This window comes from Ignavibacteriota bacterium, from assembly GCA_013285405.1.
GTDB lineage: Bacteria > Bacteroidota > Ignavibacteria > Ignavibacteriales > Ignavibacteriaceae > IGN2.
In genome coordinates this window covers 3046186-3061139 of sequence record CP053446.1, presented here as the reverse complement: position 1 = coordinate 3061139, position 14954 = coordinate 3046186, and the positions used below count along the sequence as shown (strand labels likewise).

The 14954-nt window shown below is 33.3% G+C and carries 17 protein-coding genes and 1 tRNA gene; 3 read left to right on the top strand and 15 right to left on the bottom strand.

Translation table 11 applies throughout. The annotated features are described in order from the left end of the window. Positions 1-22: 22 nt before the first annotated feature. A complete protein-coding gene (locus HND39_13460) occupies positions 23-1618 on the bottom strand; it encodes a TonB-dependent receptor (protein ID QKJ97212.1) in 1596 nt (531 codons plus the stop codon). Beyond that, positions 1615-4587, bottom strand: coding sequence for a tetratricopeptide repeat protein (locus tag HND39_13455; GenBank protein QKJ97211.1), 2973 nt, complete (start codon positions 4585-4587; stop codon positions 1615-1617). The genes HND39_13460 and HND39_13455 overlap by 4 nt, the downstream gene beginning before the upstream one ends. A gap of 287 nt (positions 4588-4874) precedes the next feature. Between HND39_13455 and HND39_13450 the strand changes: the two genes are divergently transcribed. Continuing rightward, positions 4875-5519 (top strand): outer membrane beta-barrel protein, encoded by a 645-nt coding sequence (locus tag HND39_13450; GenBank protein ID QKJ97210.1) that lies wholly within the window; start codon positions 4875-4877, stop codon positions 5517-5519. Between the two features lie 26 nt (positions 5520-5545). Here the strand turns inward: HND39_13450 and HND39_13445 are convergent, their stop codons facing one another. From HND39_13445 to HND39_13420, 6 genes are all read right to left on the bottom strand, one after another. After that, on the bottom strand, positions 5546-6169 hold the full coding sequence (locus HND39_13445) for a hypothetical protein (GenBank protein QKJ97209.1): 624 nt from the start codon (positions 6167-6169) through the stop codon (positions 5546-5548). Between the two features lie 70 nt (positions 6170-6239). Beyond that, positions 6240-7004, bottom strand: a complete 765-nt coding sequence (locus tag HND39_13440; GenBank protein QKJ97208.1) for a tetratricopeptide repeat protein — start codon at positions 7002-7004, stop codon at positions 6240-6242. A 37-nt stretch (positions 7005-7041) separates the two neighbouring features. Then, positions 7042-7126 (bottom strand) — tRNA-Leu (locus HND39_13435). A gap of 93 nt (positions 7127-7219) precedes the next feature. Next, positions 7220-7699 (bottom strand): hypothetical protein, encoded by a 480-nt coding sequence (locus HND39_13430; GenBank protein ID QKJ97207.1) that lies wholly within the window; start codon positions 7697-7699, stop codon positions 7220-7222. A 13-nt stretch (positions 7700-7712) separates the two neighbouring features. Continuing rightward, positions 7713-8306, bottom strand: a complete 594-nt coding sequence (locus HND39_13425) for a hypothetical protein (GenBank protein ID QKJ97206.1) — start codon at positions 8304-8306, stop codon at positions 7713-7715. After that, positions 8299-8850, bottom strand: a complete 552-nt coding sequence (locus HND39_13420) for an RNA polymerase sigma factor (protein ID QKJ97205.1) — start codon at positions 8848-8850, stop codon at positions 8299-8301. The genes HND39_13425 and HND39_13420 overlap by 8 nt, the downstream gene beginning before the upstream one ends. Before the next feature lie 135 nt (positions 8851-8985). Between HND39_13420 and HND39_13415 the strand changes: the two genes are divergently transcribed. Then, entirely contained in the window at positions 8986-9441 is a 456-nt protein-coding gene (locus HND39_13415) for a hypothetical protein (GenBank protein ID QKJ97204.1), read from the top strand. 50 nt (positions 9442-9491) lie between these two features. Here HND39_13415 and HND39_13410 read toward each other — a convergent pair whose 3' ends face one another. The 6 genes from HND39_13410 to murB form a co-directional block, all read right to left on the bottom strand. Further along, positions 9492-10205, bottom strand: coding sequence for an SDR family oxidoreductase (locus HND39_13410; protein QKJ97203.1), 714 nt, complete (start codon positions 10203-10205; stop codon positions 9492-9494). A 2-nt stretch (positions 10206-10207) separates the two neighbouring features. After that, entirely contained in the window at positions 10208-10774 is a 567-nt protein-coding gene (gene folE, locus HND39_13405) for a GTP cyclohydrolase I FolE (protein QKJ97202.1), read from the bottom strand. Positions 10775-10777: 3 nt separating this feature from the next. Then, positions 10778-11194 (bottom strand): 6-carboxytetrahydropterin synthase, encoded by a 417-nt coding sequence (locus HND39_13400; protein QKJ97201.1) that lies wholly within the window; start codon positions 11192-11194, stop codon positions 10778-10780. Then, complete coding sequence (gene bcp / locus HND39_13395) at positions 11194-11658, bottom strand: thioredoxin-dependent thiol peroxidase (protein QKJ97200.1); 465 nt, start codon at positions 11656-11658, stop codon at positions 11194-11196. Before bcp ends, HND39_13400 begins: the two co-directional genes overlap by 1 nt. A gap of 186 nt (positions 11659-11844) precedes the next feature. Beyond that, a complete protein-coding gene (locus tag HND39_13390) occupies positions 11845-12660 on the bottom strand; it encodes a phenylalanine 4-monooxygenase (GenBank protein QKJ97199.1) in 816 nt (271 codons plus the stop codon). Positions 12661-12734: 74 nt separating this feature from the next. Further along, positions 12735-13751 carry a UDP-N-acetylmuramate dehydrogenase gene (gene murB / locus HND39_13385; GenBank protein ID QKJ97198.1) on the bottom strand — a complete coding sequence of 339 codons (1017 nt, stop codon included), beginning with the start codon at positions 13749-13751 and terminating at the stop codon, positions 12735-12737. 90 nt (positions 13752-13841) lie between these two features. On the opposite strand from murB, the gene HND39_13380 reads away from it, so the two are divergent. After that, positions 13842-14285 carry an NUDIX hydrolase gene (locus tag HND39_13380; GenBank protein QKJ97197.1) on the top strand — a complete coding sequence of 148 codons (444 nt, stop codon included), beginning with the start codon at positions 13842-13844 and terminating at the stop codon, positions 14283-14285. Here HND39_13380 and HND39_13375 read toward each other — a convergent pair. Then, positions 14282-14920 (bottom strand): regulatory protein RecX, encoded by a 639-nt coding sequence (locus tag HND39_13375; protein QKJ97196.1) that lies wholly within the window; start codon positions 14918-14920, stop codon positions 14282-14284. The genes HND39_13380 and HND39_13375 overlap by 4 nt on opposite strands. Positions 14921-14954: the final 34 nt, after the last annotated feature.

Sequence of the window (14954 nt, the reverse complement as noted above, 5' to 3'; positions counted from 1 at the left end):
TTGTTCCACCATTTTTATTGAATTAGTCAAAGTAATAATTAATTCCTAAAAGTGCATCAATGGGCGCTTCCTGATATCCTTCCCATAGAGTTCTTTTAGTATTAAAAATATTATTTAATTCAAAAAATACACCAAAATTCTCCTGAAATGAATAGTCAACTTTTAAGCTCAAGTCAAAATTACCCGGTAGTTTTCTACTATCGGTATTTTCTATATCCGCATACCTTTCAGAGAAGTAATCAAGCTTTGTTTCTGCTTTCCACTCTGTAGAAAAAACATATCCATAAATTAGTGATGCTTTGAAATTCGGATTGTAAGGGATTTTTCTGGAATCAGAATCCTGAACGTTCAAATAATTTGCGGATCCATAGAAATATCCAAAAGGTCCAAGATGATAAAGCATATTAAGAAAAATATCCCAGCTCGTAGCATCTGTTGTAATTACTTCAAAGTAACCTGAGTTATTTATATTGTTATAATACGGAAGATTATCTGCATCATAAAATTCAATTCCGCCATCTATCTGATAATATCTATCATATTCATACTTGATTGTTGCTCTAATTTTATTCTTCTTTTTAAAAAACACTCGGTTCAAATCCTGCTGGTCATAATAATAATTATTACGCAAAAATTTTCCGGCAGTTAAGTATTCACCAATAGGTGAATATTCAGCAAACAGTATCAGATTTTTTGCAACCTCTGCACTCCCGGAAGCAAAGAGACCATTAAGGTTATCACCTTTGGATGCCGAAAAAGTAATGCCAGCTTCCAACATTACCTTTTTGAAAATTTCTAGTGATGCTGTTGGTCTGAAATAATATCCATCAGTGTTAGCATCGGAAAGAGAGTCAGTGCTCAAGTTCTGATGCTGATACAATCCTGACAGATTAATACTAAATTTAGCAAATCTTAACCTTGTGAATAAATCTACATAAAAAATTGACTCATTAAATTTTTCATCATCTGCATAAGTAAATTCTCCACCGCTTCTGAGATCAAAATTAAATTCTTTCATATACAGATTTTGAATACTTAGAGAAGTGTTTCCAATATTTAAATTTCGTTTGCGTTCAGGATCATTTGAACCAAAAAATTTGAAAATATTTTTTGAATGATCACCGCTTAATTTAAACCTGGTTCCCGGAAGAACGTTAATATCGGTCGGTAAGCTGTAACTGAAATCAAGTCCTCCATGAAGATTTTGTTTATCGCTATTTTCCTGATAAGCCCGCTGATTATACCCGGACACAAATCCGTAGATCATTCCCCCTGTGTAAGGAAATACATAATTTAATCTTCCTGCAGGAAGCTGGTTTAATCCTGCTTTAAATTCAAGAAAACCTTTTCTGAAATTTGCCGAATCAAGTCGTGATAATTCAGACTCAACAGGGTTTGAAATCTCTGCAACTTCCAGAAAGTCAGGTTTATATGCTGGTTTGAGAAAATCATCCGAAACTGTTGAGATATAATCAGGTTTTAGTTTATCAACTTTTCTTACTGAGATTACATCCTTACCAAGAATCACGAAATCAGGCAACTCCACATTTGGATTTTCGCCTTGAGGTAATATTACTGAACAAGAAATTAATAATATGACTAATAAATATTTCATCATTTAAGTTTATTTATTTTTTGTCTTGCTTCTTCACCAAGTTCATTTCCTTTGTGCTTGGTTACAACGACACGATACATTTCTTCAGCCTGTCTTTTATCATTCATCTTCACATAACAATCGCCCATCAATAAGTATGATCGGGAAATCCATGGTTCGTACTGTGAGAAAACAGTTCTAACTCTAACCAACGCTGAAACAGCTTCTGAATATTTACCTTGTTCAAAGAGTGATACTCCGTATTGATATTGTGCTTTTGCGCCAAGATCATCAGTTCTTCGTCCGGCAACATCCAAAAAATTTTTATCAGCTTCATTAAATCTGGAAATCGCCAAATCAATCAGACCCATTTCAATCTTTCCACGATCAGCAAATACTGTTTCCGGGTGATACATCGCCAATTCTTCAAAAGTTGCATAAGCTTTCTGAACATCATCCACTTTTATATATGCTGAACCTTTGAGGAAAAGAACTTCTGGTAATCTAGGTGAATCTTTCAATTTAGATGATGCTCTTTCCAGCACATCAATTCCCGCCTGATAATTACCTTTTGCTTCATACATTTTCCCTAATTCGATAACCGAAACCGCTGCGGATTCTGAACCCGGGTAATTGTCAAATACTTTGCTGAAATAAAAAATAGCTTCATCATCCTGTTTCAGGTTTTGCGAACTTTTTCCTAACCAGTAGTAAGCTTCCGGTACGAAAGAACTTTTTGGGTACTTCACTAAAAATTCCTGGTAACTCAATTTGGCATTTTCATAATCACGCTGACTGTAATAAATTTCTCCCTTCTTAAAGTATATTTGGTCACTGAATTTCAGATTAGGATTTTGACTAACATATCTATCTATCAAATTGATAGCTTCATTCGATCTACCGGCTGCTACATAACTGTATTGCATTCCATTTATTGCATCATACGCATATTCTGATGAAGGATATTTTGCTAAAACATTTCTGTAATTGACGATAGCTGAGTCATATTCTCCAAGATTAAAATAAGCATCACCAATTGAGTAATAGACTGCTGGTGTTAATGAAGATTTTTTATAAATCTGCATTACCATTCTGTAATCATTTATGGCTTCTTCAAACTCTCCTTCCTGGAATCTTATAAATCCAATAGTGAAGAGTGAGCTTTCACCATATTTTGAATCAGGAAATTTTTTTTGAAGATTTCGAAATTCATCTATCGCCGCATTCGACTCACCAGATTTATAAAGTGCCTGTGCATACTGAAAATATGTATAAGGATCATCGGAAGAGAACTTACCAGATTTGAAAACTTCTTTGAAAATTTTACTGGCTGCAGCAAAATTCTTTGAACCAAAATAACTATCGGCTAAACGCAGCTTTGCATCAGTCATTCTGAAATCATCCGGATAATTCTGAATAAACTCAGAAAACAGATATGCAGCATTAGAATAGTTACCAAGATTAAATTGACAATAACCCTTGGAGTAAGTTACCTGTCTGACATATTCGATCTCAGTACTTTTTATATTATTATATCGGGAAAGCGCTTCCTGGTATTTTCCTAATGAATAATAACTTTCAGCCATATAGAAATTAATTTTATCCTGTTCAAAAGCAGGATCGATAGTTTCTGCCTGACGAAAATTTTCAACTGCTTCATTATAATCTCCAAGATGAAAGAGAGAAACACCAAGACCAAGTAGTGCCCGAAGATGAACTTCACTTTCCTCCGAAGAAATCCTTACAGCCGGATCAAAATTTCCGCGTGCTTTTATATAATTCTTATTTTGTAATTCAATCTCGCCTATCATTGTAAATGCTTTTGCTCTGGTCAATGGATCTTCTGACGAAGTTGCATTAGTCAGATATTGTGTTGATTGTTCAAATTTGTTTTGGTCAAAGTAAATCAATCCAATCAGATTCTCCACCAATGTTGTGGATGGATCATCCGGATATTTAACAAGAAAATTCTGGAAGATTGCAAGCGCTTCATTAGTTTGTCCTGCATACCTTTTTGATTCTCCCTTCCAAATAAATGATTTGATTGCAATCGAATCATAACCTTCTGAAAGTGTATTAAAAACCTGATAAGCTTCACCGTATTTTGATTGCTGGAACAAAGACCAGGCTAATCCGTATTGTGAATTTCGATAGATATCTGAGTTTGGAAATCGTTTAATCACTTCAGAATATGTATTCGCAGCATCACTATATTCTTCTACTCTGTAATGTGAATTTGCTAAAAGGTATAATGCTTCAGACAAATTCTCCGTAGGTAGTTTCTGTATATCCGGATTGTTTAGTTCAAGTATCGAGTTATAATAATCTTTCAGATAAAAATAACATACACCAATCCGGACTTGTGCTTCTAAAGCTAAAGAACTATTTGAGTGATAAGTTAAAAGCTGATCATAATATTTCACAGCATTCTGATAATCATGTTTCTTTTCATAAATACTTGCCAACGCATAAATTGAATGATCACGATAACGATTGGCTGATTTATCTTCTATTGCCTGAGTTAAAAATTCAATTGCATCATCCAGTTTACCTTCGGCTGAATAAGATTCTCCAATCCAATACATTGATGAGCCAAGATATTCGCTGTTCGGATATTGATAGATAAGCATAAGATGATTTTTTCTTGAAAGTGCAAAACGATTCAGGTCGTAATAGATCAAACCAAGTTTGAATAGAGATTCTTCTCTGAATTTGGACCAAACTATGCTGTTTACAATGTACTCAAAACCAGATGTCGATTCGTCCTTTTTACCCATTTTCAACAATGAGTTTGCAGCATAAAATCTTGCGACAGAATAAAGTTCATCCTCTACATCATAATCTTTTATAACTTCATCAAATATTTTGTAAGCTTCCGAGTATAACTGATTATTATATGCGTTCATTGCATCATTAAATTTCTCAGTTAAATTCTGAGCAAATAAGGGAAGTCCAAGCAATAAAGTTATTATTGAAATGAAAATTTTGTGCATTTTTTTTGAACTTTGCATCATATTATAAATTCAGACGAAACTCAATTTTTAAGGTTTCACCTTGAAATCACTAATAATTCTAAAATTTCACATATTTTAAAGCTAAATATTAGTTTTATGAAACTTAAAGTCAAGAGAAATAATGAAATACAGGAATTCACTTAAAGATATTGTTTAGAATTTTTCGGTTTCTCACTGAATATAATAAGATAGTCATGGATTTTAAGCAATATTATTTTTAATTTCGAATCATCAAATATGAATCTCAAATAAAATAAGGAGACAATATGAAAGAGAACTACTTTATAATTGTTGTTATACTGATTCTGACTGCATATCCAAACTTTACTAATGCTCAATTAGTAAAAATTGGTGCTGGGGGCGGCTTAACGCAGATCCTTGCACCTGAAAACTCAACAAAAGAAGTATCAGAAGGTGGGCTTGGCTACTCCACTGAATGGAACTTTGGTATTGTAGGTAAAGTGGATTTACCATTGATACCGTTTACGCCAAGAGCTTTTATTCTTTATCATACTTTATCCGGAACCGGTAATGAACCACCGGTATTAACAAAGATATCTGCGGATGAAGGAGAGGTAGAATTCAGTCAATCAATTCTTGAAGCTGGTGCTGGTGTTCAATTTAATTTTATTCCTGCCCCACTCGGATTCGATCCATATCTCGCACTTGATCTTTCGTTTAGCAAATTCGGTGATGCGAAAGCCTCATTCTTTGAACAAGAATTTACAACGGACGGATTCAACAGATTTGGTGCCGGTGTAGGTTTCGGTTCCGAAATCACAATAATTCCAATGATCAATCTTGATTTATATCTGAGTTATAAAATGTTTAATCTGATGGGTAAAGAAGATGGTGAGGAGACTTTAAGTGCAATTACCCTCGATGCATTTGTGATTTTTAATTTCTTATAAAATTTTGAAAAGGGAATGCGATTAGTTCACATTCCCTTTTCAGCTTTAAATCTTTTCAACACACGCAAACCAAAAGCTGACAGATTTTTTTTCCCTAATAAGTCTAAGTTTTTTATAACATCATTAATTTTAATAATTGTTACTTTCGCTCGGAACGCACCGTTAATGTGCGAATATAGTTGATCTTCAAATCTTAAAACAGCAAGAACAGCTACAATACATAATTCGCGTTCTTTAAAAGAGAGACCTTTTCTTCCCATGACTTTTCCGTAACCTTCGAGCACAAGCCATTCGGAAATATCCGGCGAAAAACTTTTAATATTACTAATTAGCTTGTTGTACTTCTGACCATAAACTTTTTTGCAATTTGCAACTCCAATTCTTTTAAAGTGATAAAGATTCATATCACTCATTTTTCTGATTTGCTTGTCAGGATAAACCGATTTTAGAATTTTCAGCGAAACAAGAGCAGAAGGATAACCAGTGAAAAGATAATTTTGTAGAAGTGTTTCATATATTTTCATAAAATTGATATTACGAGATTCAGCCAGATTGATCAACGCTAACAAATCGTTGACTTTTCGAAGCGCGGCTGAGGCAGCTAATGTCGGTAAGATATTTTCAGTTTTTAATTTTTTAAAATCTGTCAATTCAAACTCTTATGAGAAGGATTTACAATAAAAAAAACCCTCTTTGAAAGAGGGTATAGAAAAACAAATTTTATTTCAACAATCCTAGTTCATGCTCAGCATTTTTCTGAAATGCCGGATCAGTTTTGGCTTTTTCAAACATTTCCTTTGCCTTTTGAGTATCTCCTTTTCCTTTGTATGATTTCCCCATATAAAAATATGGTCCGCCTTCAGTTATTTTTGATTTATACTTCAAAGCATTTTCAGCGGCAGCAATAGATTTATCCCATTCACCTCGCGCGGCATATAATTTAGCAAGTGTAAAATAACTTGCGTCATAATTATCATATTCAATTGACTTATTAAGATCATCGATAGCTTTCAGAGTATCACCTTTTGTAATTTCCTCACCACTAAGTTTGAAATAAGTTATAGATAAATTTTTCTTAACGCTTTTATTTGTTTCTTCCTTAGTTGACAGCGTCAGGAATTTTTCAAAATTATTTTTTGCTTCCTGGAAATTTCCTCTGGAAAATTGAACTATACCCAACGCATTATAAGCTGCATCGAAATCATTTTTCAACTTCAGACACTCTTCTAATGAGATTAATGCGCCATCAAGGTCCTGAGCTTTTTTCTGAGCAAGACTTTTTTGAAAATAAATTCTATAGTCCTTTGAAATAGCTAAAGCCTGATCGTAAGATTTAATAGCATCAGCATAGTTTTCGGCTTTTGTCAGGCTGTCACCAGCAAGAAGAAGTTTCTTTGCATCAGCGCTCATTTCCTGCGAATAAAGTGATGAAACAAAAACCAAAAACATTATTGAGCTGATCTGGAGAATCACTCTTAATTTCATCTGTAATTTCCTATTTAGTTATTGAAATTGATTTGAGTGCGGAAGGCGGGACTTGAACCCGCACGCCAATTAAGGCGCTACCCCCTCAAGATAGTGTGTCTACCAAATTCCACCACTTCCGCAAAATTGAGTGGTAAAAATATACGTGTAAGTTTTGAAAATCAACCAGAATCTATTGAAAAAATTTCATCACCTTTTCAATCTTATCCATTATTTTATTCCTGATCAATTGGGGCTCGCCTTTCTTTCATTATCAATCGTCTTACTTCATTTCTAAATTGCTTCTCAAAAATGATGAGTTTAGCAATTTGTTCATAGCTTAATATATCGTTCAAAGAATTTATAAAATCTATTCGATTTTTTTCAATTTGCAATTGGAGATTATTTATCTCAGCAATATTAGTTTTTAATTCATCATTAGTTACAGCACGACCGCTTTTAAATATTGTTTCGAGATAGTCAATGCTTTCGTGTAATTGTTTATGTAATTCCTCCTGCTGCTTTTTATGTTCTGATTTTCTTGAAAAAAATCTTAACGTGGTCTCTTCATCCATTTGAAGAGATTCAATCAGTTTAATTTTTTCAAGCTGTTCAAGTTTTTCTTTTGCCTCATCATCCTTCCATTTCCCTTTTTGCGGAAGTATAATCATTGAAAAAAATAATACAAATAAAATGACTGAACCGATGTTTTTCATTTTGAACCTCATTTTAAAAATCCTGATTTAATAATTCGTTATAAATTTTATTTACTTCATTCATATTTAATCCTGAAATTAATTCGCTATAGTTGAAATCGTAATCTTCTGCCATTTTATCGTCTATTTTAATTTCAGAAGCAAGTAAATACGAGACATTATCGTCTGAAATGTATTCAGAAACTATGTCCGATTCAGTATGATCATCACTCAGATTTTCAAGAACTTCAATTTTTTGTTCCTCGTTCAATGATTGAGCAAACTTTTCAAGATCGTTTGATTGATAATCTGAGTTTAAATAAATATTAAAAATCAGCATTGTGAGAATTGCGACAACAAGCACACCAAAGACATATCCTAAATTTCTTTTTGTCAGTACTCTATTTTGGTTTTCAAAACTATTTCTGAAATCCGGGATTATTGAATCTAAATACTTTTGATTCAATCTGACATTTTTCAAATTATCTGTCGTCTTCTTCAGATGTAAATATTTTTTGACTTCACTCTGTAATTCAGAAGATTTTGATAATTCTTCCTGAAAAAGGCGAAGCTGTTCAGGAGTGAGTTCATTCTCAATAAATTGTAATATTAGTTTATCTCTATCCATTTTTTTCCATCAGTTCCTTCATTTTGCGGAAAGCGTGAAAATAATTTGCTTTTAATGCACCAACTGATCTTCCTGTTATTCCTGAAATTTCCTCATAAGTTAAGTCGTCAAAATTTCTTAATACAAATACTTCTCTTTGTCTGACAGGTAATTTCAATAAGTGTTTTTCCATTTTCGAAAATGTTTCTCTTGTCTCAATGTTTTCAATTATATCCGTATAACCATGATTTTCAAATGAATCATCAGTACTAAACAGAAGTATTTTTTTCAGATTTCTTTTCTTCAGCAAATTTAAACTGCGTGTTGCGGTTATTCTGTAAATCCAAGTGTACACCGCCGAATTGAAATTAAACATATTCAGCTTTTTGTACATCACCATCAAAACCTGCTGAACGATTTCATTAGCATCGTCATGATCACCGAGCATTCTGCGAGCATGCCAGTAAATTCTTTCCTGGTATCTCTTTGCAAGCAGATTAAATGACTTCTCATCTCCAGATAAGAAATCCCGAATGAGCTCCTGGTCATCTTTTTGTGAATTCATCCCTTAAAAACAATTTCTAAATCTTTAGACAATAAAATATTCAATTGAGTTTAAAATATCCTATTTAAACTTTTAGACGAATTTCTTTGTCAAAATGGTAACAATTTCAATCATTAATAAATATGGAGATTAAAAATGAAATTTAGAATTATTGCAGTTATCGTTGTATGTATAATAATTTCTTCGCAGAATATTTTTGCTCAGGAAATGCTGCAAAAAAAACAGCAGTTCCGTGATCAGATTCATAAACAGCTTAACTTAACTGATGATCAGCAAACTAAAATCGATGAACTAAAACTTGCGCATAAAAAAGAGATGATCGATTTAAAAGCAAATCTTGATAAGAAAGAACTTGCTCTGGCAGAACTTAAAAACAAAGGCAATTATTCACGTGAAGATTTTTTAAACAAAATAAATGATGTTATTACAGCACGAAATAAAATTGCAATTTCATTTGCCAATCATCAGATGGATGTCTATGAACAACTTGATGAAAACCAAAAGAAGGAATGGAATAAAATATCCGGAGAATTTGGTGAGCATAGAGAAAAAAGAGTTAATAGAATGATGAAAAATTTTGATGACAAATAACGAGTGTGTCGTCTCTCCCCGATCAGTGCCGGTTTAATTACCGGCTTTTTTTATGCTAAATCTCCTGTAATTGGTCTTAACACAATTTCTTCAGTTACCAGATTATCTTTCTGAAGATATGCTGAAACGATTATCCTCGCTATACTTTCCGGATTCATCATAAGATTACTTTTTTCTTTTCTGATTTCCTGTGACCACATGGAAGTTTCGGTTGCGCCGGGAATCACATTAATTATCCTGATATTGTGTTTGCGAACTTCTTCTCTCAGAGAATTGCTGTAACCAAGTAAACCCATTTTTGAAGCCGCATACACAGAACTTCTCGTGAAGTTCTTTTTCACTACGACAGAAAGTATATTAATAATAGTTCCTGAATCATTTTTAATGAAGGTCGGAAGTACAGATTTAATTGAGTAAATAGAACCGAGCAGATTTGTATTGATAATATCGTTTATTTCATTTACTGAATTATCAGCAGCATGTTTAAATGAAGTTACTCCGGCGTTATTTATCAGACAATTTATTTCAGATTCATTTGCAATTTTTTTAAATGTCTGTTCTACATTAGCAGATGAAGCAACATTACACGGAAATGAAAAAATATTTTCACCGGATTTCCCTGCTTCATCTTTCAATCGCTCTAATTCGTGTACTCTTCTTGCAGAAATAAAAACATTACACCCGATTTTTGCAAATTCCAGCGCAACAGCCTTTCCGATTCCTGAACTTGCACCTGTTATCCAGATCCCATCTTTCTTAAGCATGATTATAAATTTTTGTGACCGATTAAATTTAAGAATTCGGATCTTGTTCGTGGATCTTCTTTAAAATCACCATATACAGCACTTGCAGTTGCTGATGAATTTTGTTTTTCAACTCCTCGCATCATCATACACATATGAAATGCTTCAGAAACAACAGCGACACCTCTTGGCTGCAAATATTTTTCAATAGTGTCAGCAATCTGCTGTGTCATTCTTTCCTGCACCTGAAGTCTTCTGGCAAAAACTTCAACAATGCGTGGGATCTTACTCAGTCCGATTATTTTTCCATCCGGGATATAAGCAACATGAACTTTCCCATAAAAAGGAAGCATATGATGTTCACACAAACTATAGAAATCAATATTTTTCACTAACACCATTGCATCATACTTTTCATTGAAAAGAGCATCGTTCATTACTTCTTCAATATTTTTATTGTAACCTGAAGTAAGGAATTCATAAGCATCAGCCACACGCCGCGGAGTGTCAAGCAATCCTTCGCGTTTCGGATTTTCGCCAATGTTTTCTAATAAGTCACCAATTAACATTTTAACTTTTGAATTATTCACAATTCATTCTCCTTTGTATTCAAAGTAATTATTTTCTGTTTCGTAAAGCTTAACGGAGAAAAGTTTTCCACCGGAAATTTTATCAGCCAACTGATTCCAGATAGCGATTGAAATATTTTCAGACGTAGGAATCAAGCCCTTCATAAAATCAGTATCTATATTCAGATTTTTATGATCAACTTTTGCAATAACAAACTTGTGAACTATTTCTTTCAGTGCTTTGATATCCAGAACAAAACCGGTTTCAGGATTGACCTCACCCAAAACGGTAACTTCCAATATATAATTGTGTCCGTGCCAATTTGGATTGCTGCATTTACCAAAGAGTTTGAAATTTTCTTCATCTGACAGTCCGGGCTTGAACAACCGATGAGCTGCAGCAAAAGTTTCGCGTCTTGTGAGATAAACTTTTTTTCCCATTATAACTCTTTCAATGCTTCCATTACTTCTTTATTGTGTTCATCAACTTTCACTTTCGGGAATATATTGGCGATCCTTCCGTCCGAATTAATAATGAAAGTTGTTCTTTCAATTCCCAGGTATTTTCTGCCGTACATATTTTTTTCTTTCCAGACTCCGTATTCCTGAACCACTTGTTTCTTTTCATCAGCAAGTAAAATAAAAGGAAGCCCGTACTTTTCTGCAAATTTTTTATGAGATTTAACTGAGTCAGTGCTGATTCCGATTATTTCTGCTTTGAGTTTTCCAAATTTCGGAAATTCATCCCTGAAATTACAAGCTTCTTTTGTACAACCAGGAGTGTCATCTTTCGGATAAAAATACAGAACGACTGGTTTACCTTTTAACCCGGAAAGTGAAATCGTTTCTTCATCCTGATTTTTCAATTTAAATGCAGGTGCTTTGTCACCAACTTTTAGTGCCATATTTTTTTTAAACAATTATTGAAAATATATTAATTGAATAGTTCTTTAACAATTTATGAATGAATTTTGTGGATAGCAATTTTGAAGAAGCCACGAATTCACGAATTATAATTTGAGTTAATTAGCGGATTAGCAAAACCAGCATTACAAATCATTGATAAGAAAAATAATCTCTGGTAATATCATTCAATTTAACAAACCATTTTTCTTACACCAACTATCAAATCCTTCTTCAAGTTGTTCAAAAGAATCAATAGCAAAAAGTATTGGCTGCAAATGCCAGACATCATACTGCTGTAAAACGATTTTCTCAGGATCAAATGGTTTTACTTCCACCTTGTCAGAGAGAGAATGCTGCACTTCTTTGTGCGATGAAAGTATGCCAGCACCATAAATTCTTCTTCCTTCAGGATTATTTATCAAACCAAATTCAACCGTAAACCAGTGTAAAGTTTCAAGTTTAACACTATTCTCATCTTTTGCATTAACAGCAGCTTCACCAAATTTTTGATAAAAAGATGCATAACTTTTATTTGTGAGTAATGGCATATGACCAAATATATCATGGAATAAATCCGGCGCTGGAGTATAATCCAGTTCTTCTTTACTACGAATGTAATCTGTTGATGGAAAAACTTTTCTTCTGAGCAATTCGAAAAAATTCTGCGATTGGATTAATCCTGGAACCCTTGCAACTTTCCAGCCGGTAGTTTTATGAAAAATATTACTTAATTCTTTGAGGTATGGAATTTTACTGGGTGAAAGACTTAGCTGTTCTGTTCCTTCCAAATATTCATTGCAGGCTCTGTCCGGAAGAAACTTCATTTGTCTTTCATACAAAAATTTCCAGGTTTCCTGATCAGTGGAAGGATAGTCAGGATATTTTATTTCATTGTGTTCAGGAACTGGACCATCAAGCCATTGTGGAATACAGCGAGGGTCAATTCCTTCCTGAGCTGCTTTTTCGTAAGCAGAAAGATTTTCATTTTTCTGTTCTTTCATTCTTTCATCCTGTGTAAATATTTAGAATAACTTTTACCGAAGTTAAATAATCGCACTTATTAATTCAATCTTAATTAAAGGATATTTACTTCCTCCTGTAAAATAATTCCAAATTTATTTAAAACTTCCTCCTGAATTCTCATTGCGAATTCCAGAACTTCTGAACCGGTTGCTTTCCTGAAATTACAAATTACTAAAGCATGATCTGGTGATGTTCCAACATCGCCAATGCGTTTACCTTTCCAACCACATTTTTCAATTAACCAGCCTGCGGAGATTTTTATTTTTCCTGTCTCAGATGAAAAACCTGCTATATCAGGGTACTCAGATTTAATCTTTTCAAACACCTCAATATTCATCACTGGATTTTTAAAGAAGCTTCCGGCATTTCCAATCTTTTCAGGATCAGGAAGTTTGGTTCTTCTGATTTCTGCAACTGCATTGCTGATATCTTTAATTGATGGATTCTGAATTTTCTGTTTAAATAAGTAATCGCTCAATGCTTTATAGTTTGTGTTTAGCTTTGAATTCTTTGAAAGTTTCATCCTGACAGATGTGATAACAAAAATATTTTTTAATTCTTCTTTGAAAATACTTGAACGATAGGAAAACCTGCAATCAATTTTTGTGAAAGTTTTTTTCTTTCCTGAATTTATGAATACACCACTTAAAGAATCGAAATTATCAGCAAGTTCCTGACCGTAGGCACCGATATTCTGTATTGGTGCCGCACCAATTGTACCTGGAATTAGCGTGAGATTTTCAATGCCACCAAAATTTTTTTCTACACAATATTTTACAAATTCATTCCAGATAACACCGGCATCAGCTTCAACTATAACAGAGTCCATATCTTCTTCAATGATATTTATATTTATTGAAGAGAGTTTAATTACCAATCCATCAAAATCTTTTGTGAAAAGTATATTACTTCCGCTGCCCAGTATTATTTTTTTCTCACTTCTGATTTCAGGTTCAGCAAGTAAATCAATCAATTTATCTTCTGAAAATATTTCAGCGAATAGTTTTGTATTGACATCTACTCCGAATGTATTAAGCTTCTTCAGTGAGTAATTTTTTTGCAGCAACATTTTTTGTATGAATGTTTGTTGATATCTGACAAGCAAATTATCTTTGCACGAACAAATTTAAGAATTCATATTTAATTCTCTACCAACATAATGAAAAGAAAAATCACAGCGCAAAAAAGAATTCACTTTGATCAGTCAGGAGTAATTCCCTACCGAAAGAAAGACGGAAAGACAGAAGTTTTGCTTGTTACTTCAATAAGAAGAAAGAACTGGATAGTGCCCAAAGGATTTATTGAATACAATATGTCACCATTCCAATCTGCAAAGAAAGAAGCATTCGAGGAAGCCGGTGTAAAAGGAAGCAACACAACAAAAATTCTTGGGAGCTATAAAGTAAAGAAAAACGGAAGCGAACTTTTAACAAAAATCTATTCGATGAAAGTTACGAGAGTTTTTAAAGATTATCCCGAAAAAAATCTCCGAAAGAGAAAATGGTTTTCAGTTTATGACGCAGCAAAGAAAGTTGAAATTGCTGAGCTTGCAACGATTATAAGAAGGCTGGGAAGGAATACATTCCGGAGATATGAGCTTTAAAATTCATCGTCTTCATTATTGATCAAGCTATTACACACTTCCTTTATCAAATCATACTCAAACCCTTTTGAGAAGAGAAAAGCAGAAAGTTTATTCCGCAGGTCTTTTGTTTCCAAATTTTTCTTAATCAACTGATCGTATTTTTTTCTAGCGAGTTTCATTGCGTTTTCAAGTTCAGAATTACTTGCGTGCCCTTTCATCATTTCATCAATGAGCTTTGATTCAATTCCACGCTTGAGTAGTTCAGTTTTTACTTTTTTATTGCTCCAGCTTTTCGTCTTAATTTTTTCAGCCACGAATTCACGAATAAATTCATCATCATTTAAATAACCATTTTTCTTTAAATCCTTTATTACTTCATCTATCAGTTTCTGTTCGTGATCTTTGTTCCAGAGTTTTCGCCGCAATTCGGAAGCTGAGTGCATTCTTCTTCCCAGCAGTCGAAATGCTCTTTGCTTAATGTGGAAAAGTTTATTCTGTTCTATTAAAAAAGAAAAGCGATTTTCAGAAATTTCATCACCTTTCTTCAAACCGCTTTTTAAAAATACTTCGAGCGCAAGTATTAAAAATTTTTCATCGTCAAATTGAATTGTTACATCTTGCTTTCCTTTTTTGAGGATATGATTGATAATCATTTTTTATGAGTTTCTGCTATAGCAGGAATGACAA